Origin of the sequence: Roseivirga sp. E12 (assembly GCF_017592825.1) — a bacterium.
In the GTDB taxonomy this organism is placed as follows: Bacteria; Bacteroidota; Bacteroidia; order Cytophagales; family Cyclobacteriaceae; genus Roseivirga.
On sequence record NZ_JAGFMD010000005.1, the window covers coordinates 202,771 to 227,736 of the forward strand.

At 40.5% G+C, this 24,966-nt stretch carries 24 protein-coding genes; 9 read left to right on the forward strand and 15 right to left on the reverse strand.

What is annotated here, in order from left to right:
• Nucleotide 1: 1 nt before the first annotated feature.
• The 3 genes from J4E76_RS13245 to J4E76_RS13255 form a co-directional block, all read right to left on the reverse strand.
• On the reverse strand, nucleotides 2–208 hold the full coding sequence (locus J4E76_RS13245; RefSeq protein WP_208504904.1) for a hypothetical protein: 207 nt from the start codon (nucleotides 206–208) through the stop codon (nucleotides 2–4).
• Between the two features lie 2 nt (nucleotides 209–210).
• Nucleotides 211–1,725, reverse strand: coding sequence for a glutamate--tRNA ligase (gltX, locus tag J4E76_RS13250; RefSeq protein WP_208504906.1), 1,515 nt, complete (start codon nucleotides 1,723–1,725; stop codon nucleotides 211–213).
• A 65-nt stretch (nucleotides 1,726–1,790) separates the two neighbouring features.
• Nucleotides 1,791–2,171 (reverse strand): RidA family protein, encoded by a 381-nt coding sequence (locus J4E76_RS13255; RefSeq protein WP_208504908.1) that lies wholly within the window; start codon nucleotides 2,169–2,171, stop codon nucleotides 1,791–1,793.
• A gap of 39 nt (nucleotides 2,172–2,210) precedes the next feature.
• Here J4E76_RS13255 and J4E76_RS13260 point away from each other — a divergent pair, with 39 nt between their 5' ends.
• Nucleotides 2,211–2,873, forward strand: coding sequence for a 3-hydroxyacyl-CoA dehydrogenase family protein (locus J4E76_RS13260; protein ID WP_208504910.1), 663 nt, complete (start codon nucleotides 2,211–2,213; stop codon nucleotides 2,871–2,873).
• Between the two features lie 28 nt (nucleotides 2,874–2,901).
• Here the strand turns inward: J4E76_RS13260 and glmS are convergent, their stop codons facing one another.
• Genes glmS through J4E76_RS13275 form a run of 3 tightly spaced genes read right to left on the reverse strand, consistent with a single transcriptional unit; the run spans nucleotide 2,902 to nucleotide 6,878 of the window.
• Nucleotides 2,902–4,737, reverse strand: a complete 1,836-nt coding sequence (glmS, locus tag J4E76_RS13265) for a glutamine--fructose-6-phosphate transaminase (isomerizing) (protein ID WP_208504912.1) — start codon at nucleotides 4,735–4,737, stop codon at nucleotides 2,902–2,904.
• A gap of 43 nt (nucleotides 4,738–4,780) precedes the next feature.
• Nucleotides 4,781–6,073, reverse strand: a complete 1,293-nt coding sequence (locus tag J4E76_RS13270) for a DUF4270 family protein (protein ID WP_208504913.1) — start codon at nucleotides 6,071–6,073, stop codon at nucleotides 4,781–4,783.
• Nucleotides 6,066–6,878 carry a glycogen/starch synthase gene (locus tag J4E76_RS13275; protein ID WP_208504914.1) on the reverse strand — a complete coding sequence of 271 codons (813 nt, stop codon included), beginning with the start codon at nucleotides 6,876–6,878 and terminating at the stop codon, nucleotides 6,066–6,068. Before J4E76_RS13275 ends, J4E76_RS13270 begins: the two co-directional genes overlap by 8 nt.
• Before the next feature lie 139 nt (nucleotides 6,879–7,017).
• Between J4E76_RS13275 and panC the strand changes: the two genes are divergently transcribed.
• The 7 genes from panC to J4E76_RS13310 all read left to right on the forward strand — a co-directional run bounded on the left by panC (nucleotide 7,018) and on the right by J4E76_RS13310 (nucleotide 12,672).
• Nucleotides 7,018–7,866 (forward strand): pantoate--beta-alanine ligase, encoded by an 849-nt coding sequence (gene panC / locus J4E76_RS13280; protein WP_208504915.1) that lies wholly within the window; start codon nucleotides 7,018–7,020, stop codon nucleotides 7,864–7,866.
• 26 nt (nucleotides 7,867–7,892) lie between these two features.
• Complete coding sequence (gene panD / locus J4E76_RS13285) at nucleotides 7,893–8,240, forward strand: aspartate 1-decarboxylase (protein WP_208504916.1); 348 nt, start codon at nucleotides 7,893–7,895, stop codon at nucleotides 8,238–8,240.
• An 8-nt stretch (nucleotides 8,241–8,248) separates the two neighbouring features.
• The gene (locus J4E76_RS13290) at nucleotides 8,249–9,268 is read left to right on the forward strand and encodes a lysylphosphatidylglycerol synthase transmembrane domain-containing protein (protein ID WP_208504917.1); all 1,020 of its coding nucleotides are present in this window, start codon (nucleotides 8,249–8,251) and stop codon (nucleotides 9,266–9,268) included.
• Nucleotides 9,240–9,719, forward strand: a complete 480-nt coding sequence (gene rfaE2, locus J4E76_RS13295; protein ID WP_208504918.1) for a D-glycero-beta-D-manno-heptose 1-phosphate adenylyltransferase — start codon at nucleotides 9,240–9,242, stop codon at nucleotides 9,717–9,719. The genes J4E76_RS13290 and rfaE2 overlap by 29 nt, the downstream gene beginning before the upstream one ends.
• A 4-nt stretch (nucleotides 9,720–9,723) precedes the next feature.
• On the forward strand, nucleotides 9,724–10,416 hold the full coding sequence (locus J4E76_RS13300; RefSeq protein ID WP_208504919.1) for a zinc metallopeptidase: 693 nt from the start codon (nucleotides 9,724–9,726) through the stop codon (nucleotides 10,414–10,416).
• A gap of 56 nt (nucleotides 10,417–10,472) precedes the next feature.
• Nucleotides 10,473–11,612, forward strand: coding sequence for an acyl-CoA dehydrogenase (locus tag J4E76_RS13305; protein ID WP_208504921.1), 1,140 nt, complete (start codon nucleotides 10,473–10,475; stop codon nucleotides 11,610–11,612).
• Nucleotides 11,613–11,748: 136 nt separating this feature from the next.
• A complete protein-coding gene (locus tag J4E76_RS13310) occupies nucleotides 11,749–12,672 on the forward strand; it encodes an AraC family transcriptional regulator (RefSeq protein ID WP_208504922.1) in 924 nt (307 codons plus the stop codon).
• Here J4E76_RS13310 and J4E76_RS13315 read toward each other — a convergent pair.
• The 6 genes from J4E76_RS13315 to J4E76_RS13340 form a co-directional block, all read right to left on the reverse strand.
• The gene (locus tag J4E76_RS13315; RefSeq protein ID WP_208504924.1) at nucleotides 12,658–13,425 is read right to left on the reverse strand and encodes a geranylgeranylglyceryl/heptaprenylglyceryl phosphate synthase; all 768 of its coding nucleotides are present in this window, start codon (nucleotides 13,423–13,425) and stop codon (nucleotides 12,658–12,660) included. The two genes, J4E76_RS13310 and J4E76_RS13315, sit on opposite strands and share 15 nt — an antisense overlap.
• The gene (locus tag J4E76_RS13320) at nucleotides 13,415–13,768 is read right to left on the reverse strand and encodes a hypothetical protein (RefSeq protein ID WP_208504925.1); all 354 of its coding nucleotides are present in this window, start codon (nucleotides 13,766–13,768) and stop codon (nucleotides 13,415–13,417) included. Before J4E76_RS13320 ends, J4E76_RS13315 begins: the two co-directional genes overlap by 11 nt.
• 5 nt (nucleotides 13,769–13,773) lie before the next feature.
• A complete protein-coding gene (locus J4E76_RS13325; protein ID WP_208504927.1) occupies nucleotides 13,774–14,115 on the reverse strand; it encodes a phage holin family protein in 342 nt (113 codons plus the stop codon).
• A gap of 76 nt (nucleotides 14,116–14,191) precedes the next feature.
• Nucleotides 14,192–15,325, reverse strand: coding sequence for a chromate efflux transporter (gene chrA, locus J4E76_RS13330; protein ID WP_208504929.1), 1,134 nt, complete (start codon nucleotides 15,323–15,325; stop codon nucleotides 14,192–14,194).
• A gap of 88 nt (nucleotides 15,326–15,413) precedes the next feature.
• Nucleotides 15,414–16,631: a porin gene (locus J4E76_RS13335; RefSeq protein WP_208504930.1), complete on the reverse strand. Its 1,218-nt coding sequence runs from the start codon at nucleotides 16,629–16,631 to the stop codon at nucleotides 15,414–15,416.
• A gap of 86 nt (nucleotides 16,632–16,717) precedes the next feature.
• Complete coding sequence (locus J4E76_RS13340) at nucleotides 16,718–17,893, reverse strand: Na/Pi symporter (RefSeq protein ID WP_208504932.1); 1,176 nt, start codon at nucleotides 17,891–17,893, stop codon at nucleotides 16,718–16,720.
• A gap of 226 nt (nucleotides 17,894–18,119) precedes the next feature.
• Here J4E76_RS13340 and J4E76_RS13345 point away from each other — a divergent pair, with 226 nt between their 5' ends.
• On the forward strand, nucleotides 18,120–19,814 hold the full coding sequence (locus J4E76_RS13345) for a Na/Pi cotransporter family protein (protein ID WP_208504934.1): 1,695 nt from the start codon (nucleotides 18,120–18,122) through the stop codon (nucleotides 19,812–19,814).
• A 71-nt stretch (nucleotides 19,815–19,885) separates the two neighbouring features.
• Here J4E76_RS13345 and J4E76_RS13350 read toward each other — a convergent pair whose 3' ends face one another.
• The 3 genes from J4E76_RS13350 to secA are packed head-to-tail and all read right to left on the reverse strand — an operon-like array spanning nucleotide 19,886 to nucleotide 24,946.
• The gene (locus J4E76_RS13350) at nucleotides 19,886–21,076 is read right to left on the reverse strand and encodes a M20 family metallopeptidase (RefSeq protein WP_208504936.1); all 1,191 of its coding nucleotides are present in this window, start codon (nucleotides 21,074–21,076) and stop codon (nucleotides 19,886–19,888) included.
• Entirely contained in the window at nucleotides 21,073–21,603 is a 531-nt protein-coding gene (locus tag J4E76_RS13355; protein ID WP_208504938.1) for a hypothetical protein, read from the reverse strand. Before J4E76_RS13355 ends, J4E76_RS13350 begins: the two co-directional genes overlap by 4 nt.
• Nucleotides 21,596–24,946 carry a preprotein translocase subunit SecA gene (secA, locus tag J4E76_RS13360; protein ID WP_208504940.1) on the reverse strand — a complete coding sequence of 1,117 codons (3,351 nt, stop codon included), beginning with the start codon at nucleotides 24,944–24,946 and terminating at the stop codon, nucleotides 21,596–21,598. Before secA ends, J4E76_RS13355 begins: the two co-directional genes overlap by 8 nt.
• Between the last annotated feature and the right edge of the window lie 20 nt (nucleotides 24,947–24,966).

The following is a 24,966-nucleotide window of genomic DNA, read 5'->3' on the forward strand; positions in this document are numbered from 1 at the left end:
GTTATTCTTCCTCTTCACTGCTTTGAGTTTCATCCAGGTCATCACGATCTCTCAATTTCTTGTCATCAACGTTTTTATTTAAAAAGTCATTGATTTTGTCAATTGATAGAGAGTTTTGAATCTCTCCAAAAGAATCTATGTTTACCTCTAGTCCATCCAACTCAGGAGCGACTTTAGGCTTTTCTTGTTGCGGTTTTTTCTTTGCCATGGTTAATCGTTTAAAGCGATTGTATCTGTAGCCTTTTTGATTCTGTTAGTAACCTCGGTTGGACCTAATATTTCTATTATTGCCATTAAGTCCGGTCCTCCAGCCTGACCAGTAAGTGCCAATCTTAAGGCTGGCATTACTCTGCCCAAGGGAGTCTCATCTTCAGCAAGGTAACTCATTAATAGTTCACGTGCCTCCTCCTTCTCAATTTGGTCTTTATCCTTGAGCCTATCTGAAAATCCATTTAGCTTGTCAACAGCCAATTGATTCCATTTCTTTCTGACCGTCTTTTCGTCATATGTCTGCGGGGCTTCAAAGAAAAAACGACCTGCTTCGATCATATCTTTGACAAAAGTCACTCGCTCTTTCAACGACTCTACAATGGAGATAGCCTTTTTCTCATCGACTGGTTGATCCAGAAGGGATATGAATTCCTCCGCTAAGACCTTACTAGATTTAGATTTAAGATATTGCTCGTTAAACCACTTGGCCTTTTCTATATCGAACTTGGCACCTGCCTTATTAATCTTCTCTAGACTAAAAAGCTGGATGAGATCTTCCATCCTAAACAACTCCTTTTCTCCGCCTGGGTTCCAACCCAATAAGGCCAAAAAGTTAATGAAGGCATCAGACAGGTAGCCTTCTTCCATAAAGCCTTTAGATAATTCTTGTGTTACTGGGTCTGTCCAGTTAAGGGGAAAAATTGGAAAGCCTAATTTGTCAGCGGCTCTTTTGCTAAGTTTTCCGTTACCATCAGGTTTCAACAAGAGCGGCAAGTGTGCAAACTCTGGTTTCTCCCAGCCTAAATACTCATATAACAATACATGCAGTGGTGCTGAAGGAAGCCATTCCTCTCCACGTATGACATGAGATATTTCCATTTGGTGATCGTCAACAATGTTTGCCAAATGATAGGTAGGCATTCCGTCCGACTTGAGGAGCACCTTGTCATCCATAGTCGCTGTATTGACAACCACCCAACCTCGGACTAAATCTTTAAACCTTACATCCTCATTTCTCGGAAGCTTGATTCGCACCACATAAGGCTGTCCTTGGGCAATTAGCTCATTAACCTCATCGGACGATAGTGTTAATGAGTTTCTCATTTGCATGCGAGTGATTGCATTATACTGAGGGTTTGCCACGCGAGCCTCTTTAAGTCTTTCACGCATGGCATCGAGCTCATCTGGAGTATCAAATGCCAAGTAGGCCTTTCCATCCGCAATCAATTGATCGGAAAATCTCTTATATCTTTCCTTCCGTTCCGATTGCTTATAAGGACCATAATCTCCACCAGCACTGACGCCTTCATCGGGAGTAATGCCTGCCCAGTCTAATGCCTGCTCTATGTACGATTCTGCACCTTTTACGAAACGATTTTGATCGGTGTCTTCTATTCTAAGAATAAAAGCTCCATCATGTTTTTTTGCAAAAAGATAGTTATAAAGGGCTGTTCTAATGCCCCCAATATGCAGCGCCCCGGTAGGGCTTGGAGCAAATCTTACGCGAACACTCATATGCTATAATTTAGGGCGCAAATATAGGAAGACTTATTAAAGTCATATCCTCAATTCTCGTCTTATCAATCAACCGCGATACAGGAAATTTCCACGTTCACATCCTTCGGCAATCGTGCCACTTCAACTGTCTCTCTAGCAGGAGGGTTATCCTTGAAGTACATGCCGTAGGCTTCATTGATTGTTCCAAACTGATTCATGTCTTTGATGAAAATTGAACACTTCACCACTTGGCTGAAAGTCATTCCGGCTTCGCTCAGAACTGCTTCAATATTCTTCATCACTTGATGCGTCTCTTCAGTGATGTTCTCATTTATCATTTCGCCTGTTAGCTGATCAAAAGGGATTTGACCTGAGACATAGAGTGTATTGCCTGCTTTAACTGCCTGGCTGTAGGGCCCTATTGGGGCTGGTGCGTTAGCACTTGTAATAATGATCTTTGACATGGTCTAATTATTAATACTTTTGTGTCAAATTACTCATTTATGAAGATTCTGGTTATTGGTACGGAAAGAGATTTCAATGAATTCGAAAAAAAGTTTGGATTGACAAATGATCTGACTTTCGACTCCACCTATCAGTTTCATTCTTCGTTTCCCTCTTTTGATTTGATTTTTGACTTTTTTGTCGGAGATGAACCAGAATTGTTCTCGCATTATCGAGATAGCGAAGGCCTAACGATTTTTGTCAATTCACCGAAAATTTCACTTGCCGAACTTTCTTACTTTCAGGAACAAGAGTCGAGAAACACCGTCTTTGGATTTAATGGGCTCCCGACATTTGTGGACAGAGAGATCTTAGAAGTTAGTCTCCTAGATCAAGATAGCCTTCAAGAACTCAACAACATCTGCAAAGCGATAGGAACAGACCTTGAGGTTGTGAATGACAGAGTTGGGATGGTCACTCCAAGAATCATTGCCATGATTATTAACGAGGCTTTCTACACAGTACAAGAAGGAACTGCTACCAAAGAGGATGTTGATCTAGGCATGAAACTGGGTACCAATTATCCCTATGGCCCATTTGAATGGTGTGAAATGATTGGGATTCAAAACATTTACGAATTGCTTGAAGCCCTTTATGAGGACACTAAGGAAGAGCGATACAAAATCTGCCCACTATTAAAAAAGGCCTATCTATTGGCATAAAAAAAGGGAGCTAAACTCCCTTGGAAAACTATTCTACCGTAACCGATTTTGCCAAATTTCGAGGTTGATCGACATTACAACCTCTCATCACCGCAATGTGATATGAGAGAAGCTGAAGTGGTATTACTGATACAAGTGGCATCAATGCTTCGTGGGCATGTGGCACTTCGATGATATGATCCGCTATCTCGGTAATTTCGGTATCTCCCTCAGTTACAATCGCGATCACTTCGCCTTTTCTAGCTTTTACCTCTTGAATATTGGAAACTATCTTCTCATATGAAGAGTCCTTAGTGCCAATAAATACCACAGGCATATTCTCATCAATTAATGCAATTGGTCCATGTTTCATTTCAGCAGCGGGATAACCTTCTGCATGGATGTATGAAATTTCCTTTAGTTTAAGTGCTCCTTCAAGGGCTACAGGGAAGTTATATCCACGTCCCAGATAAAGAAAATTGGTGGCATCTTTAAATTTCTCAGATATGATTTCAATCTGAGGATTTAAATCTAAGCATTTCGCAATCTTATCAGGAATAGACTCCAGTTCAACCAATAGGCTTCTGAACTTACTCTCAGACAAAGTACCCTTCTTTTGAGCAATCATCAAAGCCATCATTGTCAGCACAGAAATTTGAGCGGTGAAGGCTTTTGTACTCGCAACCCCAATTTCTGGACCGGCATGAGTATATGAACCTGCATGAGTAGCTCTAGGAATAGAAGAACCAACTACATTACAAACCCCAAGAATAGTCGCTCCTTTAGATTTAGCCAACTCAATTGCAGCAAGTGTATCTGCCGTCTCACCTGATTGAGAGATAGCTATAACAATATCTTTTTCTCCAACAATCGGGTTACGATAACGGAATTCGGAAGCATATTCTACCTCAACCGGAATTCTACAAAACTCCTCGAAAATATATTCAGCGACCAAACCTGCATGCCAAGATGTTCCGCATGCGAGAATTAGAATACGGTCGGCATTCAAAATCTTATTCGTGTAGTCATGTATACCACCAAGATGAAGATGACCTTCTTTTGCATTTAGACGACCTCTTAGACAATCTCCAACTGACTTGGGTTGTTCAAATATCTCTTTGATCATAAAGTGATCATATCCACCCTTTTCTATTGCTTCGAGCTCAATATCCACGGTCTGGACATAAGGTTTCATCTCTACATCCTCAATATTCTTGATTGTCAGATTATTGTCTTTAATAATTGCGATCTCCTGATCATCCAGATACACAACCTCATTAGTGTACTCAATAATTGGAGTAGCATCTGAGGCCAAGAAAAACTCATCTTTACCCAAACCAACGACCAAAGGACTACCCTTTCGCGCAGCTATCAATAAGTTTGGATCTTCTAGAGAGACAATGGCTATGGCGTATGCTCCCACTACTTTATTTAATGCAAGTCTTACAGCTTCAGCTAAATCAACCTTCGTATTGAGGTAAATATCCTCTACAAAGTTGATAAAGACTTCAGAATCTGTCTCGCTTTGAAACGAATATCCTTTAGACACCAAGTCAGTCTTAAGAGCTGCATAGTTTTCGATAATTCCATTGTGAATCATTGCCAATTTACCGCCCATAGAAATATGAGGATGAGCATTGGTATCATTCGGTTCACCATGTGTAGCCCATCGCGTGTGACCAATGCCTATTGAAGAGGACAAATCCTTCTCTTTCGCAAAATTGTGAAGATCAGCAACTTTACCTTTTTTCTTGTAAACGTTCAATTCTCCATTCAACAATGCAACTCCGGCACTATCATATCCTCTATACTCAAGTCTTTGTAAACCCTTGATTATTATGGGATAAGCTTCTCTTTTTCCTATATAGCCAACAATTCCACACATAGTTCTATCTGCCTTTTTCGAAAAGTAATAATAATAAGAATGGCTACCTCAACTGAGAGAAGAAAATCTTGATTTCGAGGTCACCCAATCCAAGGGTGAATCCATTCGTGGACAGGTTCATATTTGCTGGATATATGAATACTTCATTACGTCTAAATACATCATTCAAATAGCCTCGAACATAGGAAGTAACAGACGCAGTATAAGTCCTGTCATTCTCGTTATATCTCAACTGAAGTGGGAAAGCTTGGGAGATTACACTAACTCCATCCTCTTGAATTGCCCTTAACGCACCACCATCACTTATCAAGGTGTTTCGTTCATCAGTGATTAGTAACAGTAATATCGATGGAGGAGAAATACCAGGTGGCAATTCACCAATCGGACCGACAGTCATCTCAGCCAAATTTACAATGGCACCATCATTTACATTTGCGAAACGCTCTAAATCTGAAAGATCAAGCTTGGTAACCAGCCCAATTCCAGACTGTACCACTAGCTCAGATATCTGATTATACTCAACGCTCGTCTCTTGAACAAAAGCAAAATTTGTAGCAGATCGATCTGATGTAAAGTGATGAAAACTCGGCTGTCCCACACCACTCATAGTAATTGTTCGGTTAGCAACATTACCGCTTCCATCACTCAATGGAGCAGAATAGTAAAATATGACTTCAAAATTAGAACCAGTACCTAGTCCAAAAATGTTTTGAGAACTTCCTTCATGGCGAAAAACAAAGCCTGGAAAAAACTGGCTAAATGCAGGTTGAGCATCAAATGTCGCATTTTCATCTCTTATACCATCAAAAATTTCCTGTGCCCAATTTAGGTCGGCATCAATACTATAAACAGAATCAAAAGTGTCAATCTGAACATCGCCAGAAGCAATCAATTCATTGGTTTGAATTAACTCACTCGTGGTTATATATCTATCAGCCGGAAACGACTCACCAATTTTGTATGCCCTTAAATTCAGTGCGCGGTTTGTCGCAGAAGTATCATACAAAAAATTGATACTAAAGTTCAGCTTCACAGAATCCAGAACATCATCAGCAGTGAGTACAGGGTGACTGTTCTCATTGAGATCAAGACCCAAATATCCTTTGGCCGTCATATCGCCAAAGTCGGAACCGGAATGCTCCCCAACAAAAATTCGTGCCAAGTTTGCAGAGTTAATTGAGTCTAACCAGACAATGCCTGTACTCAAAGATATATTCTCTGCTTCGAATTCGATTGGCGCCACATCTGAGCCCAATTCAAAATCACCTTTCTCCTCACAAGAATTAAATATAATGAGGCCCATTAAAAGAGCCCCATATATTCTAATCTTAGCCAACAAGTTCATTATATAGGTTAAAATAGGAGTCTAAAAAGTTATCGTCCTTTTCAATTGTACTTACGGTTCTTCCTTGTTCTATTTCTGAAAACAAGTTAATTAAGCTATCGCTGGCTTCTTCTTCTGCTCTAATTACAGCATCAGCATATTCAGCTCCAGTTTTAATAAAACCAGCAAAATCAGCTGATTTTAAGTTCTCCAACATACTGTCGTCAATATCCATCATCTTAACCTTATCCAACAAGTCACCTTTGAACTGGTGAGCAAAGTCGTTGTTGTAGATGGTAAAAACCGACCTGGTATTCTGGAATATAGGATCGTTTTTGTAGGTCGTTTTTAGATACATAGGAATAAGGCTCGTCATCCAGTCATTACAATGAACGATATCTGGCGCCCAACCCAATTTCTTTACAGTTTCTAAAACTCCTTTACAGAAGAAAATGGCTCTCTCGTCATTATCCTCATAGAAATTGTCCTCTTTGTCGTAGAAAACGGTCTTTCTGTGGAAATAGTCTTCATTATCAATAAAATAGACCTGAAGCTTTGCATTCGGGATTGAAGCAACCTTTATCACTAAAGGTTTCTCTTCCTCACCAACAGCAATATTGATTCCTGAAAGTCTAACAACTTCATGTAAACGATTCTTTCTCTCATTAATGAGACCGAAACGTGGCACTAAAATTCTGATTTCCATACCTCTCTCCTGCATGGCTTGAGGTAATTTTCTAACAAAATCTGATACCTCAGAGGTTTGTAGAAACGGCTGAATTTCACTTGCAACGTACAGAATTCTTAATTTTGACATACTTAATGGAAATTAAATGAAATCTCTTCTTTGAAAAAGAGCCACAAAATTACGGAATTTGGGTCAAAAATCATTCAATTTTACAGAAAAAGGCAATGTATTGTCTCTCGCACCACGTTAATAACCGTTAAAAGTCATTATGAAAATCTGTAAGACTGTAAAGGAGGTTAGGAATACACTCCAAAACTCAAGGTCTAAAGGCCAGTCAATCGGGTTTGTACCCACAATGGGTGCTTTACACCAAGGTCACTTAAAGTTAGTAGAGGCCTCCAAAGAAAACTGTGATTTGACTGTTACCAGCATTTTCGTGAACCCTACGCAGTTCAACAATGCAGACGATCTCTCAAATTATCCAAAAACAATTGATGAGGATTCCGAGAAACTAATGACAACAGGCTGCGACATTTTATTTCTACCAGATGTTAAGGAGATGTATCTATCCAAACCACAATTAAGAATTGGTTTTGATGGAATTGCCGAGCAATTAGAAGGAAGCTTTAGACCTGGCCATTTTGATGGTGTGGGATTAGTTGTATCCAAGCTCTTTAACATTATCCAACCTGATCAAGCTTTTTTTGGGCAGAAGGATTTGCAACAATTCTTTATTGTTAAGGCTTTAGTAGATCATCTCAACTACTCTATTCAATTAAGAATGGTGCCAACTGTTCGAGAGTCAAACGGCTTGGCAATGTCATCTAGAAATATGCGACTGTCAGAAAAAGAAAGAAAAGAAGCGGGATTGATTTACAAGGCACTTGGCATTGGTCAAAAGAGTCTTTTGAATAGCTCAGATATTCAAGCTGTGAAAAAAGAGGTTAAAGAACTATTCGATACTTCAGAACGTTTAGGACTTGAATATTTTGAGATCATATCAACAGATGATTTCAAACCCACAGAAAGCCTGTTTAACAAAGAAAAGATTGCCTTGTGCATAGCTGTGAATATTGGCCAAGTTAGATTGATAGATAACTTGATGTTAATTTCTTAGTTTTGCGCTCGTTTTGAGGAGGAGAAATGCAAATAGAGGTCTTTAAGTCGAAAATTCATCGCGCCAAGGTAACTCAAGCTGAGTTACACTATGTCGGAAGCATTACATTGGATGAATCCCTAATGAATGCCGCCAATATTATTGAGAATGAGAAAGTTCAGATCGTTAATGTCAACAATGGCGAACGATTTGAAACCTATGTCATCAAAGGAGAGAAAGACAGTGGTATTGTCTGTTTGAATGGGCCAGCGGCAAGAAAAGTACAAGTTGGAGATATAATCATTGTTGTATCTTACGCTATTATGGACTTTGAAGAGGCTAAATCTCATAAACCGAGCATAGCCTTCCCAGATAACAACAACAAAATAGCCTAATCCCAATCTTGCGAATTGCAATAAAAGATATCCTCAAGTTTGTTGTCTCAATTGGACTGACTGGATTTGTCTTATACAAAACGTCTGGAGATGTCGATTGGAGTAAAGCTTCAGATGCTATTCTCAAGTTTAATTATGGATGGATACTTCTCAGTGTTTTTCTTTCAATAATAAGTCACTTGCTACGTGCTTATCGCTGGAATTTGATGCTGAACACCGGTGGATATAACCCGAGCATTTCTACATCTTATTTAGCGCTGATGGTCGGTTACCTTTCCAGCATGGCAATTCCAAGGCTTGGGGAAGTAACTCGTTGTACAGTGCTCAAAAGGACAAGTAAAATCCCAGTTTCCTTCTCATTAGGTACAGTTTTTACAGACCGCCTTTTAGATTTATTCATGCTCGCGTTGCTGACTTTATTCTTACTATCGATTCAATTCGATTTACTCAAATCTTTTTTTATTGAATTCGTGGAATCAAAAGCTCCTATCATTAGTCAGTATTGGCCGATATTAGTTCTGTTAGCCATTGGAGGCTTAGCATTCATTTTTTGGTTAATCCGAAAGGCAAGACAACCACAAAAGCAAAGTGGTTTCGTGTCGAAAGTCATTGAATTCATGGCAAACCTTCTGAAAGGCATGAAGACAATTGCCAAAGTAAAGAGCCCCGTTAAGTTCTGGCTTGCGACTTTTGGGATTTGGATTCTCTATTTCTTCATGCTTTATGTAATTTCATTTGGCTATGGGCCCACTGACGAAATGTCATTTATGGCAGGTGTGGCAGTTTTAGTAATGGGAAGTTTGGGCATGGCAACCCCCGTAAACAACGGTATTGGGGCATACCAGGCTTTTGTAGCCAGTATTCTTGTTGTATTTGGCATAGTCTACGAGGATGGCTATGTTTTTGCAATAATCTCACAAGGATCGCAAGTAGTGGCCATCATATTAATTGGCTTTATAAGCTTGTTGATTCTTAACTTTAGAAATAAGAATCAAAAAATTGAAGCAGACCGCAACCAAGATAGTTAGTCAAGAAGAGCTCAAAGACAGAGTTCAAGATTGGCAATCCAATGGCCTGAAAGTCGTTTTTTCGAATGGATGTTTCGACATTCTTCACCTCGGGCATATCGACTATCTGGAAAAGGCACGTTCTTGTGGTGACCGCTTGATCATTGGTCTTAATTCTGACGATTCTGTAAGATTACTCAAAGGAAAAAACAGGCCGGTAAACAACGAAGAGGCCCGTGCCAGAATGCTGGCGGCAATGTCTTTTATTGATGGTGTCACTGTCTTTGGAGAAGAGACTCCAAAAGAGTTAATCGATTATCTTTTGCCAAATGTACTGGTGAAGGGGAGTGACTACAAAGTTGAAAACATTGTAGGTGCGGACAGCGTAATTGCAAATGGTGGATCTGTAGAAACCATTGACTTGGTCAACGGGTACTCTACCACCAATATCATAGAGAAAATAAGAAAATAGAGATATGAGTATACCATTTATAGTTTTAATAGTCGGAATAATGATCGTTAGCTGGGCTGTTCAGAACAGTCTCAAACGAAAATTCAAAAAGTATTCTGAAGTGGGGCTTTCAATAGGCCTCAGTGGTAAAGAAGTTGCTGAGCTTATGCTGAGAGATCACAACATTGATGACGTTCAAGTAGTCTCTGTTCAAGGTCGACTTACAGATCACTACAACCCGCTCGACAAAACGGTAAATTTGAGTCCTGATGTTTATGCAGGCAGATCAGTTATGGCGGCTGCCGTAGCAGCCCACGAGTGCGGACACGCTATTCAACACGCAACAGCTTATGCCCCTCTAAAAATGAGATCAGCTTTGGTGCCCCTACAGGCTCTGAGTGGAAAGATTTTGAACATTCTGTTCTTTGTAATGATTTTCGGAGTAGGAGCTTCATTCCTACCTTACGAAATGGCCGGAGTTCTCATTGTAGGTGTTTATGCAGTTTTTACGCTTTTTGCTTTTGTGACACTCCCCGTTGAGTTTGATGCAACCAAAAGAGCCTTGGCTTGGGTAGATCAAAGAAACATTACTCAGGGTGATGAACATGATATGGCTACAGACGCTTTAAATGCCGCTGCTAGAACATATTTAGTGGCTGCCCTAGGCTCACTTGCCATGCTACTTTATTATGCCATGGCATTCCTAGGAAATGACTAGCAAGTTTTGGTGAATTGATTAACTTTGCCTAACAAACGTTCGTTCAATAATTTCTAATGAATTTCGAGTTAACAGAAGAGCATATTGCGGTAAGAGACGCGGCAAGAGAGTTTGCTAATACAGAGCTTTTACCAGGTGTCATTGAAAGAGATGAACATCAAAGATTTCCTGCCGAGCAAGTCAAGAAAATGGGTGAGCTGGGCTTTATGGGAATGATGGTAGACCCAAAATATGGAGGAGGAGGTATGGATACCGTCTCTTATGTTTTGGCTATGGAAGAGATTTCTAAAATTGATGCCTCCGCCAGCGTCTGCATGTCTGTTAATAACAGTTTGGTTTGCTGGGGTATTGAAAAGTTTGGCAATGAAGAACAAAAACAAAAATTCCTCACACCATTAGCAACTGGTGAAAAGATTGGCGCTTTCTGTCTTTCTGAGCCCGAAGCTGGATCTGATGCCACATCACAACAGACCACTGCTGAAGATAAAGGCGATCACTACCTATTAAACGGAACCAAAAACTGGATTACCAATGGTAATACAGCCTCTATCTATTTAGTCATTGCTCAAACAGATAGAGAAAAAGGTCATCGGGGAATTAACTGCCTGATTGTTGAAAAAGACATGGATGGTTTTGTAGTTGGCAAGAAAGAAGACAAGCTAGGAATTCGAGGATCAGACACGCATTCGTTGATGTTTACTGATGTAAAAGTTCCTAAGGAAAACAGAATTGGAGAGGATGGCTTTGGCTTCAAATTCGCTATGTCTACCTTAAATGGTGGCAGAATAGGAATTGCTTCTCAAGCTTTAGGGATCGCTTCAGGCGCCTATGAGCTAGCATTGGCCTATTCAAAAGAAAGAAAAGCTTTCGGTAAGCCGATCAGTCAGCATCAAGCCATTCAGTTTAAACTAGCCGATATGGCAACCGAAATCGAAGCTGCTCGTTTGCTTTGCCTACAAGCTGCCCATCTCAAAGATCAGAAGAAGGACTTTGCTAAGGCGAGTGCAATGGCTAAATTGTATGCATCCAAAGTAGCCATGGATACTACAGTAGAAGCTGTCCAAGTGCATGGTGGATATGGTTTTGTAAAGGAATACCACGTTGAGCGCCTAATGAGAGATGCTAAAATCACTCAGATTTACGAAGGGACATCGGAGATTCAGAAGATTGTAATCTCCAGAGAATTATTGAAATAACTAGAATTGTTACATATAAATGACCATTGACATATAAATTATTGTCAATGGTCATTTTTTTTTGTTAATGTTATACACAAGCGTAAATTCGTACACTTTATAACATTAATTTTTTCGAAACGTTTCATACACCACTATGGAGGATTATAACAAAATCATAGAATCACTCGGAGTTCGCTACATCAAAAGTAGGAACATGAAGATAGCCAAGGCTGTTACCATAGATAACTTTTACGATGTTGAAAATACAATTATTGTAGTCAACAATGGAGATGTATACTTCGGCCCGGATCAGGAAAAAGTCTCTGAAGGAGATATGCTATTTATTCCTGGTGGCAAGTCGCTCTCAATTTCCTTTGGTTCTGTGACTGCTCAAGCTATTTCTAACGAGGAATTTATCTCCAACAAGAAGAAGTACCTTCAAAATGCGAATGATTCTGAAATCAACGATTTTGACGTTGACGGATTTAGTCAAGTGATGTTCGAAGCTAAGGTCTTTGACTCGGTCAACTTCTTTTCTTCGCTGAACATCACTCCTTTTGCTATTCGTAATTCGACAGTTTTAGGAGATTTGATCAGACTGATTATTAACGAGGATAACTCTGTTAAGCCAGGTAAAAACAGAATCATCAAGGTAAACACCGAGTACTTAGTAGTTGAGGTGATTAGATATATTCTTGATAATAGGCTCTTTGTAGAACAACTTGTTACTAACAGTACATACTTCAAGGACCCTAGGCTTATCGATATTTTTAGTTACATCAAAAAGAACATTGGTGGTGACTTATCGAACAAGGTATTGGCGCGTGTTGCTAATGTATCTGAAGATTATGTAGGTCAGTATTTCAAGATGTTGACAGGCATTAACCCTCAAGATTATATTGAGTACCAACGTATGGAGGCTGCTGTAGATCTTTTAAGAACTACCAAGAAGAGTATCAGAGATATCGGTAGAGAGGTTGGTTATAAAGACACCGCTTACTTCTGTCGAAGATTCAAAATGATGTTCGGTATTCCTGCAGGTAAGATGAGAAGACGTGAAAGCCTAATTAACATTTAAGGCTTCATTATAAAAATGAACTACTTCAGAAACCTCAGTCACTAGATTGAGGTTTTTTTGTGCTCCATTGCCGATCACTATGATATCAGCACCAGCATCCAAAGCCTGTTTTGCTTTGAAAGGAGTGTTAAGCCCACCACCTATAATCAAAGGCACCTCTACTGCACTACGCACTGCGCGAACAACCTTAGGAGCAATTGGCTCTTCTGCACCACTTCCTGCATCCATGTACATGGTTCGAAGCCCCAGCATTTCACCAGCAAGAGCCGTACTTGCTACGAGACTCGGTTTATCGTTAGGAAGCGGTTGAGAATTGCTAATATAGGATGCGCTAGTAGGCTTACCTGAGTTCACCAACATGTAACCCGTTGGAACCACTTCCAACTTACTCCTCTTTACCACTGGCGCAGCAACTACATGTTGACCGATCAGCAATTCTGGATTTCTACCAGAAATCAAAGAGAGGAACAATACCGCATCGGCCGAAGCATCAATTTGGATGGCATTACCTGGAAAGAGTACACACGGAATATCGGTATATGATTTGATCATACTCACTACCTCATGTAAGCTACCACTTGTTACCAAGCTACCTCCGACAAAAATATAGTCTACTTTTTGTTCAAGGCAGACGTTCAAACTCTTGATCAGGCTCCTTTCATCAGTGTCGTCAGGGTCGAACAATACTGCCAAGGCTTTTCTTCCATCAGCACGAAACTTGTTGAATGATTGAACTAGCCTGTCACTTTTCATTTTTATCTGTATCTATTTCACTCAATAAAGATGTCAGCCTTTCAGCAGCAAGGCCTAGTATGAAGACAATGGCTTGCTCCTTTAAAGTTGAGGTGAGTAGGTTATCATGAAAATGAGACTTATCCTTTTTAGAAGACTTATCTCTTTTAACTTTTTCCTTTTTAGACTTCTTACCCGAGTCTGTAAAGGCAGTAGAAAGTAGGTAGGCACCCAGAAGCCCTCCTCCCACAATCAGTGCGGTCTTTCCGATCTTATCGACATTGTGCTTGAGATCACCCAATTGTGATTCAAGAGCAGTCTTGAAATTTTCGTTCGCACTTTTAAGTTCTTCTCGTTTTGACATAGCCATCAAAGATCTTCCTCTTTATTATCATTTTGTGCCTGTTCCCTAATTTTAGTCAAAATGGATTCTTTATTGGCATATATCGTAGCACCAACAATTAGGTAAATGACGCCAACAATGAGATATCCAATAAAGTCATTTTCAAGAAACGAATTGAGTATTGAAGATGTTCCTAATGAAATAAATAATAAAGCCAGTAATGCAAATACCGCCACACTGAAAAATACGATTGCTTTAGCAATTACTCCACTCAGCTCTTCTTTAGCATCAAGCTTAACCAGTTCTATTTTGGTCTCAATGAAACCCGTGAACGTATCTATTAATTTATCTAAGTCGAAAAGCTTCAATGGCCCATTTTTTTGACAATTTAATCAGAAGAGTCGAATTGATATCTTCTAATCAAAAAATAGTCAGTCTGATGAGCTATATCAGAAAAAGCAGGTAGCCTAAAATGGCACTTCCCAAAACCAACCACATTGCACTGATCTTCTTTGGGCCGAATGTAAAGAGCATACTGAGTACCAGTATCACGATAGCTCGCCAGTCTACTAACGAAGTCCTACCCATTTCGACCAGCACCCCGAGCATGACAGCAACAGCCGCTATGTTCACTGAATCCAGAAAATACCTCAAGGACTTGGACTTCCTCATTTTAGGCACCAATGGGTTTAAAATAAAAACGAATAAAAAGGAAGGAAGAAAAATACCTGCAGTAGCTGCAATAGCCCCACCTACCCCAGCCATTTGGTAACCAATAAAGGTGGCTGTTGAAAGTACTGGACCAGGAGTAAATTGGCCAATTGCCACGGCATCAATAAGTGCCTCCCTAGTTAAGAGTCCGTTACTGACTAATTCAGCATCCAGATAGGCAAAAAGGACATACCCGCTGCCATATAATACAGCACCGACTTTGAGAAAACTCCAGAACACTTTGAGGGCAGTGACTTTAGTAACAGTGATTGCAGAAATGGACCATAGGGCAATAGGAGCAACAAACGACTTTAAGGTACCACCGCCACTAGCAGTGAAATAAACCATACCTACGATTCCTGCTATTAGGAGTGCTACAATTTCATTAACACCAAGAATACTTGCTAAAAGGACAAGCCCTCCCAGTACTCCAAGTTCCCATCCTTTCAATGCCTTTTTACCCAATTTGAGTACTGCTCCAGCTATGATAGCTAAGACTGCAGGTTTAATACCAAAGACAAAGGCCTCTACTTCTGGTAGTTGTCCATACTGGGAATAAAGCCATGCGAAGACTCCAGTAATGACAACTGCTGGAAATATAAAACAAAAACCAGCTACAAAAAGACCAGGAATCCCTGCTCGTTCATGACCGCAATGCATTGTCATCTCGGTTGAATTAGGGCCGGGAATTAGGTTTGTAGCTCCCATTAGATCAAGGAAATGCTGACGATCCATCCATTTCCTTTTTACTACCACCTCTTCTTCCATCATGGCCACGTGAGCCGCTGGACCACCAAAGGCAATACAGCCTAGCTTGAAGAACAAGCCCGCAACTTCGGCAAGTCTCCCCTTTTTAGTTTCTTCCATAGTACTCTAATTTACCAGCCATATCAATGCATATGGGTATAAGCCTGTTAACTCTTAGTTAACAATCATGTTTTTGATAGGTTTTATTCTAGAAAGCAACTTCTACTTGAAATCTATAAACAAGACGATTGCTCGCCCCTGTTCTGTCATGGTAGGCGATATCACTCTGTATCTTTAGACTATGACCAACGATGTACCTTGAAAACGCCAAGGTATATTGTTTCTCTTCTCTGAGACCTGAAAATGTAAGGTCGTCAGGGCTCACTGAAGTGTACCTGAAAGCCAATTCTTTATCTCCTTTGAAAAGATAGCCTGCCTGAAGGTTTAGAGCATTACCAGTTACATACTTGATAGTAGATCCATCGGTTAGTGTAGCGAAGACATTATCTGATGCCTTTTTATCACCATATTCTCCCATCATTGAGAATCCATCGTATTTAAACATGAAATCGGCAAAGATTGTCGATAGATCAGTTGCAAATTGATTTCCATTCGAATCCTGAACGAATGAACCTAATTGTCCACGCTGCCTTGCCGCGTCTTGGTTTACATCATAAGTCAAACCTATGGCTAGTTTTGGCTTTTCTTCTCTTTTCAGGTCAGAACCAAAGTAATCTCCTTTACTCTCAAACTTGCCAAAAGGCAAATACTCCAATCTGTAAGTAAAGTTATAGCCTCCGGTATTGGCTGCAATAATATCTCTACCCTCTCCCATAGAAAGAGAGAACATTTTTTTCAGAATACCATTCTCACCGACTTTATTATCATGCCTTACTTGTACTCCGATATCACGATCAATATTCAATCTTGAGTTTAAAAGACTACGGTCTACGAACTGTAGTTTCTGAGAAGAAATAACTCGTTCTCGGTTACCCGGGAGTTTCGTTTGTCCAAACCAGAAACTCCAGTGTTTAGTGGCTTGCCACTTCACAACTGCATCGAGGATAATTCTTGATGTATTACCAGACTCATCTATGTCTCCGCCAGCATGATCTCTGTTAGATAACCCAAGCTCAATTTTATAAGTGATTTTAGGGTTGTAAACGAATCCATCGAACTTAAGTCGGGCTCTTCTGACCAGGAAACGGTCACTCCATTCATCACTATCGAGGTCTAATACACCTTGGTACAAGGTCTGAAACCTTGTACTAAACTTCATAGAGAAAGAAGAGTCAGCACCCACAATTTGAAGGCCTTTACCAAACTTATTATTACTCGTGTCCTGTGCAAAAAGTACTGAGCTAAGCAGTGCTAATAGTAAAATAGATAGGGTGAACTTCCTTGGGGAAAAATTAGCTAGAGTCATTGATATAATAGGTTATGTATATTTGTAGTTTAAATACTTAAATAATTTATTAGTAAAGTACACTTTACATTAGCGTTTAAATTTTTTTAATTGACCATTTCACTTTCTTTCCGAACAACTTCTTGCTTACTGGAGCCATCCTCACTTGATAAAGCTTTATTGATTGAAATAAGAAGAAAGGGAAGTAGGAAAAATGTAATTATCACATAGGCCAAACCAATAATTCGCTTACGCGACATCACCACACTAAACTCTTTGGTATAACCCACCAAAAGTCTTCTCAACCCTGATGATATCATAAACAAGACAGCACCTGTCAGATTGAACAGCAAATGGGCAATTGCTATGCTCATGGCGGCTTCTGAACTAAAGCTTGCTGCAATCAAAGCAGTTAGCGTTGTTCCTAGGTTGGCCCCAATGATAAATGGAAAAGCATTTATCAGTCTGATTTTCCTTGTTGCTACTAGTGGAACCAACAGAGAAGTAGAGACTGAACTCGATTGGATGGCTGATGTAATGAGCATACCCCAGCCAAAAGACTTAACGGGTTTTTGAAAGACGAACTTCCTCAGCTTGTTCTTAGAATCACCAATTACTGTCTTTTGGATAAAACTTGTAAGCATCTTAATGGAAGTAAAGAGCAGCACAAAAGACAACAACATTAGAACAACATTACTCTGAACTAGTCCGGCAATGCTGTCGGTTATTCCAAAATCTAGGAACCACTTCCAGCCCTCTTCAGAACTAACTGTATGGCTACCAAAAATCAATTGTTGCAACTTGATAGAAATTCCCGATAAAAATCCATAAAAGTATTCTAGGGGGAACAGAATTAGCACTAAGATGATATTATAAAAGTCATGAATCACGCCAGCAGAAACTGCTTTTCTAAAGGCTTCCTTATCGGAGATGAAACCTAGAGCCACAATGGTACTAGTCAAGGTAGTGCCTATATTTGCTCCCATAATCACTGGAATCGCTTCCTGAATCGTAAGATTTCCAGTAGCAACTAGTGCCACAGCCATAGTACTTGTGGTAGAACTACTCTGAATAATTGCAGTAACAAGGAGACCAATGAAGAGCCCAATAAATGGATCCAAAGAAGAGGAAAGAATATTCTCCTGAAAACTAGGAGCAAAACCTCCCAAAGCCGTAACCATCAATTTTATGGAAAAGAAAAAGAATGCCAGAGTCGCTATGATTTGACATGCTCTCTTTGCAACAGAAAACTGTTTGTTTTTATCTGTTGCGAGTTCTTTCATAAAATGTAATTCTGTAGTTTTGATAGGCCTGTTAACAAGACGCAAACTTATCGAAATGCTGTGTCAGTTAGTTTTCCTAAAGATCATCCAATTGTTAAGCTTACTTGACTTTTGATCATGTCGACTTAACAAAAACTTAACAGACCGTTTATAAAAAGTATCCCTACTTTTACCCCTGAAAATCAATCTTTTAAAACTGAGATTCATTCAGTAACCTTAAACTAATATGGACTACGGAATATTGAACGTAATAGAGCTCCTAGGTGCTCTTGGCTTCTTCATTTATGGCATGAAAGTCATGAGTGAGGGTATTCAGAAAGCGGCTGGCAATAACCTGAGAAGCATTCTAAGCACAATGACCTCGAATCGATACACCGGGGTTCTTACTGGTTTTTTGATCACTGCCATTGTCCAATCATCATCGGCTACCACTGTAATGACAGTGAGTTTTGTTAATGCTGGATTAATTTCATTGGTAGAATCTGCGGGAATCATGATGGGTGCGAACATTGGTACAACCATCACTGGCTGGTTAGTATCCCTTCTTGGGTTTAAAGTGAAGATCTCCGCATTTGCACTTCCTATCTTGGCCGTTGCAATGCCAATGATGTTTTCAAAAAAGCAGAGTCTCAAGAATTGGGCAGAGTTCCTGATTGGTTTTGCCTTGTTATTCATGGGTTTAGATGCCCTTAAAGGTGCGGTTCCTGATATTAAAAATAACGATCACGTTATTGCTTTTCTTACAGAGTATAGCAACCCAGGCCTTCTGACAAGACTCTTATTTGTAGCTGCAGGTACTCTTCTAACCATTATAGTTCAATCCTCCAGTGCAGCGATGTCATTAACCATAGTATTATGTTCACAGGGACTACCAATAGAAATTGGAGCAGCTATGGTTCTAGGTGAGAATATCGGTACCACCATTACAGCTGAACTAGCGGCATTAATTGGAAATGTGCATGCAAAGCGATCGGCCAAGATTCACTCAATGTTCAACATTGTTGGTGTGACATGGATGGTTATTTTACTGCCGTATTTCCTTGATTTAATTCATTATATATGGCCGGCTCCGACTGGAGATAGTGCCGACAAATATACGCTAGCTACTTTCCACACCATGTTTAATACACTGAATGTATTAATAATGATTTGGTTTGTCCCTCAACTTGTGCGCCTTGCAACGAAACTTGTTACCTCTAAGGGTGATGAGGACGAAGAGTTCCACCTGACTTATTTAGGAACTCAAGGTGCCCCACTTGCAGCAGATGTATCGATAGTAGAAGCTCAAAAAGAAACGGTCAAATTTGGGAAGATCACCATCAAAATGATGGACTTACTCAAAAAGCAGTTACTTGAGCAGAACGAGAGCAAACGAGCCAAACAAAGGGCTAAGATTGCTGAGTATGAGAATTTGACTGACGACATTGAGGAGAACATTGCCAGCTATCTTGTTAAGATAAGCGAGCAAAGACTTACAGAAGATGCTTCTGTTAAAGTCAGGTCTATCTTGAGTATTTCAACAGACCTTGAAAGAGTTGCTGATATTATTCTCAGGATGTCAAAGGATATTGAGAGAGGTAACAAGCAAAAACTGAGTTTCACCGAAAAACAGCATGCGAACATTGCCAAGATTTTCGGGTTGTTAGACGAGGCATTCAGCCTAATGAAGGGCAACCTTGAAGGACCATTTGGTAAAGCCGATATTGACGATGCTATTAAAGTTGAAATGGAAATCAACTCTCTTAAAGCTAAGCTTAGAAAGAAACACCTTAAGTCCACAGAACAAATGGAGTACGATGTCAAGAGTGGAATAATCTATAAGGATCTGTTCTTCTCTGCTGAAAAAATTGGCGATCACATTATTAATATTAGTGAGGCGGTTCGCGGAGATTTCGGAAGGGACGATGAAGATATGGAATAGCTAAGTGCTGAATAAAGAAAAGACCAACTTCTTAAAGTTGGCCTTTTTTATTTCCTTTTTCTCAATCTGTATTACTTAGTCAACTGATTCAGAGCAATCCAAGCCATTAAGCCAATTCCAAGCTCAATGGCATCTTCGTCAATGTTGAAATTGGGCGTGTGTACGCCATTGGTGGTACCTTTAGCCTCATTTCCAGTACCCAGCCTATAGAAACTTGATGGCACTTCGTGTGTATAGAAAGCAAAGTCCTCCGCCCCCATCCAAAGGTCTAAATCGACTATATTTTCTTCTCCCAGGTATTCTGTGGCAGCCTGCCTTGCCACTTGCGTAGTTTTGATATCATTACTCAGATACGGATAGCCAACGTCAATATTAACATCGCATTCACCTCCCATACCCTCAGCTACCCCCTTGGCAATTGCAGTAATTCTTTTATGTGCTTCAAACCGCCAATCTTCATTCAAAGCCCTGAATGTTCCTGAGATTTTCACCTCATCAGGAATAATATTCTGTGCCTGTCCCCCATGAATAGTCCCAAAAGATAAAACAGTCGGTGTTTTCGGATCAGCGTTTCTGCTCACCACTTGCTGAAGCGCTACCAGTATATGAGAAGCAATTAATATTGGGTCAATGACCTTATCCGGTAAGGCCGCATGACCACCTTTACCTTTCACTGTAAGATATATTTCATCTGCACTGGCCATGTACATTCCCTCTCTAAAACCAACCTTACCAGTCGGGATAAAGGGCATTACATGTTGGCCTAACATGCGATCAGGTCTTGGGTTTTCCAAAGCACCATCCTTAATCATTAAAGAGGCCCCTCCAGGGTTCTTTTCTTCTCCAGGTTGGAATACTAACTTGACGGTTCCCTCAAACCGGTCTTTCAGCTCAGTTAGAATCCTTGCAGCTCCTAAAACACATGCTGTATGAACATCATGACCACAGGCATGCATTACCCCTTCTTTGGTTGATTTATAGTCAATATCATTGGCTTCAAGAATAGGAAGGGCATCCATATCTCCTCGCAGTGCTACAGTTTTTGAAGTTGGATTTTTGCCTTCAATAGTTGCTGTCAATCCTGTACCGGCAACTCCCTCCAGAGGTGTTATACCCAACTCTCTAAGTTGTTCAGCTACATACTTGGCTGTTTCGAACTCTTGGAATGATAGTTCAGGATTTGCATGAATGTGACGTCTGATTTGTACTACGTCATCTGCAAACTGCCTGGCTAATGCCTTTATTTTTTCAGCCGAAATCATTTCTCTTCAATCGGAAATTTATCGGGAACGATGGAAGCTGTAGGATAATATGCTCTGATTTTACGGTATAGCGGCTGAGCTTCTACTTGCTGAAAGAACTGACCTACTTTTACAAAGTAGGTAGGCAGCTTATAGCTATAGCGGGCAGTCATATCTGGTACAATGTCGAACAGTCTGTTTCTCACACGTCCGGCCTCAGTTCCGTTGTTGCCAGAATAAACTAATATAGTGTAGCCATCCATCATACGCACGGAATCGTTGCCGACTCGCATAGAATCCAAAAGTGCATCAAGTTGATCCGATATGTCAAACTGACTTTCTAAAGCTTCATTCTGAACTACTTCGTTGGATGCTTCACCAGAATTCGTGTTGGTCACTTCAACTTTAGGATTGTACTGAGATAAATCCTCGGAAAAGGTCAAATCAGCAACTTCAGTCTTTTGAGGAACAGTTGACTTTGCGCAGCCAGCCGAACCCAAACCAATCACTAAAAGGATCAGAACAATATTTAGAATAACTCTATTCATCTATAACCACACACTTATTAGACATGATGTCAGCCTCCACAGTCTTAAACTTAACGTCTTTTTTCACACTTCCGTCTGGATACTGAACGGATACCCTATCATTTCTACCAAAAACCTTTTCTGATTTTATAGGAGCTACTTTTTCGACCGGAGGTCTGTTCCGTGCATCCTGTCTGCCAGCTAAAGCACTTTGAGATTCAGCCTTAGACTCATTATAGTTTTGGCGCTTCGAAGACCTTGCCTCTTGTACTCGATTCGGGTCTTCCGTAGGAATAGCTGCTTTAGCTAGGAAAGACATCGTCTCTTCATTCACTTTTGAAAGGAATGCCTTGAACAACTCAAAGGCCTCAAATTTATAGATCAAAAGAGGGTCTTTCTGCTCATAGACAGCATTTTGAACTGACTGCTTTAAGTCATCCATATCACGCAAATGCTCTTTCCATGTCTGGTCAATTACACCCAAGGTAATCGCCTTTTCCATTGCCTTGATCATCTCGGCATTCTCAGTATCAATAGTCTTCTGCAAGTTTACTGGAACACCAATTTGACGTTTACCATCAGTAAATGGCAACAAGATATTTTCCACTGTTGCACCTCGTTCTTTCTGAATATGTTTCAGTAGTGGCAAGGTATTTTCAGCAATTGTCTTGTTCTTATTTTGATAAGCAGCAAATGCTTCGTCATAAAGGTCATTGACCAAATTATTGAAGTCAGTTTTAGTAAAGGCGTCTTGATCTATTTGGGAGTCGATACCCAAGGTACTAATACAGCTTAGCTTAAATGCATCGTAATCTTCTGAACCCTTGCTGTTATTAACAATGTCTTCGCATGTATCATATAGCATGTTCATGATATCGAGCTGCAAACGCTCTCCCTTAAGGGCATTTCTACGCCTATCGTAGATCACAGTACGTTGCTGGTTCATGATGTCATCATACTCGAGCAAGCGTTTACGTGTACCGAAGTTATTTTCTTCAACTTTTTTCTGAGCACGCTCAATAGACTTGGTAATCATAGAGTGCTGAATCATTTCGCCCTCTTTCAAGCCCATTCTATCCATGAGTTTAGCCACACGGTCAGATCCGAATAAGCGCATCAGGTTATCTTCCAAGGAAACGAAGAACTGAGATGCTCCGGGGTCTCCCTGACGTCCTGCCCTACCTCTCAACTGCCTATCAACACGTCTTGATTCGTGACGCTCTGTACCGATAATGGCCAGTCCTCCTGCAGCTTTCGAATCAGGATGAAGCTTAATATCTGTACCACGCCCTGCCATGTTGGTTGCAATGGTCACGGTACCGGGCTTACCTGCTTCAGCGACAACATCAGCCTCGCTGGCATGTTGCTTTGCATTTAGTACCTGGTGCTTAATCTTTTTGAGGTTAAGCATTCTACTCAGTACTTCAGAAATTTCTACCGAGGTGGTACCTACTAATACTGGTCTACCTTGCTCCGTCAATTCAACAATCTCTTCAACTACAGCATTAAATTTCTCGCGAACAGTCTTATAAACCTTGTCTTGTCTATCGTCTCTCTGGATTGGTCGGTTCGTAGGGATGACAACGGTATCTAGTTCATAGATTTCCCAAAATTCACCCGCTTCAGTCTCAGCCGTACCAGTCATACCAGCCAATTTATGATACATCCTGAAGTAGTTCTGAAGGGTAATGGTTGCATAAGTTTGCGTTGCATCTTCAACCTTCACATTTTCCTTCGCTTCAATAGCTTGGTGCAAGCCATCAGAATATCTACGACCGTCCATTACACGACCCGTCTGCTCATCTACAATCTTTACTTTGTTTTCGGCTACGATATATTCTGTATCGCGCTCGAACATTGTAAAGGCTTTCAAGAGCTGATTCACTGTATGAATCCTCTGTGCCTTAATGCTATAATCTTTTATAGCCTCATCTTTCTGCTTCAGCTTTTCCTCATCATTGAGCGTATCATCCTTTTCAAACTTGGCGACTATCTCACCAATATCCGTAAGAATAAAGAAGTTAGGGTCTTCACCTTCACCTGTAATCAGCTCAGTACCTTTTTCCGTTAGATTCACGGCATTGGTTTTTTCATCAATAGTGAAATATAGAGGCTCATCGGCCTGAGGCATATTTTTTTGGTTGTCTTGCAGGTAGAAGTTTTCAGTCTTCTGCATGGACATTCTTACGCCCGTTTCACTTAAGAACTTGATCAAAGGCTTATACTTTGGTAAACCTCTAAACGCCCTAAACAAGGCCAAGCCACCTTCTTGTTCATTACCTTCTTTCAGAAGTCTTTTAGCATCATTGAGGTACTGACCACAAATCTTTCTTTGGGCATCGACCAACTTTTGGATACGCGGTTTTAATTCATGGAATTCGTGCTCATCACCCCTAGGCACAGGCCCCGAAATAATGAGTGGTGTTCTTGCCTCATCAATCAAGACAGAATCCACTTCATCTACCATGGCGTAGTGATGCTTGCGTTGTACAAGCTCTTTCTCTTCGCGCGCCATGTTATCTCTCAAGTAGTCAAAGCCGAATTCGTTGTTGGTACCGTACGTGATATCAGCACGATAGGCCTGACGTCTTTCTTCTGAGTTTGGCTGGTGCTTGTCAACACAGTCTATAGATAGTCCATGAAATTGGAAAAGTGGAGCCATCCACTCCGAATCACGTTTGGCCAAATAGTCATTTACGGTAATCACATGAACACCTCTACCAGCCAAGCCATTTAGATATGCCGGCAGTGTGGCAACCAATGTCTTTCCTTCACCTGTCGCCATCTCGGCAATGTTACCATTGTGCAATACGATACCACCGATAAGCTGAACATCGTAGTGAAGCATCTCCCACTTTAGGAGGTTACCAGCAGCAGCCCACTCATTATACCAAGTAGCTGAATCTCCGTCAATTTCAATATGATCACCCTTCGCGGCTAGCTGTCGGTCCATCATCGTGGCAGACACAACTAGCTTCTCATTTTCTTTGAATCGCCTTGCAGTTTCTTTCACGGTTGCGAAAGCAGCAGGCAAAATTTCTTTTAGAATAACTTCAAGCTCTTCATTACGCTTTTCTTCTAGCTTATCAATAGCTTGGAAGATGTTTTCTTTTTCCTGAATATCGAGATTAGGTTCGTCCTCAATACGCTGTTGAAGTGCAGCAATTTCTCCATCAATATCTTTCAGGCCATTGGCTATTGTATCCTTAAATTCTTGGGTCTTCCCTCTTAACTCATCATCGCTGATATCTGCAAGTGTGGCATAAATCGTATTGATCTGAGCCACAATTGGTGTGACTTCCTTGACATCTCTGTCTGACTTACTACCGAAAAGCTTTGATATCCCCTTCGTAAAAATGCTCATATTAAATCTTTATACGCTAA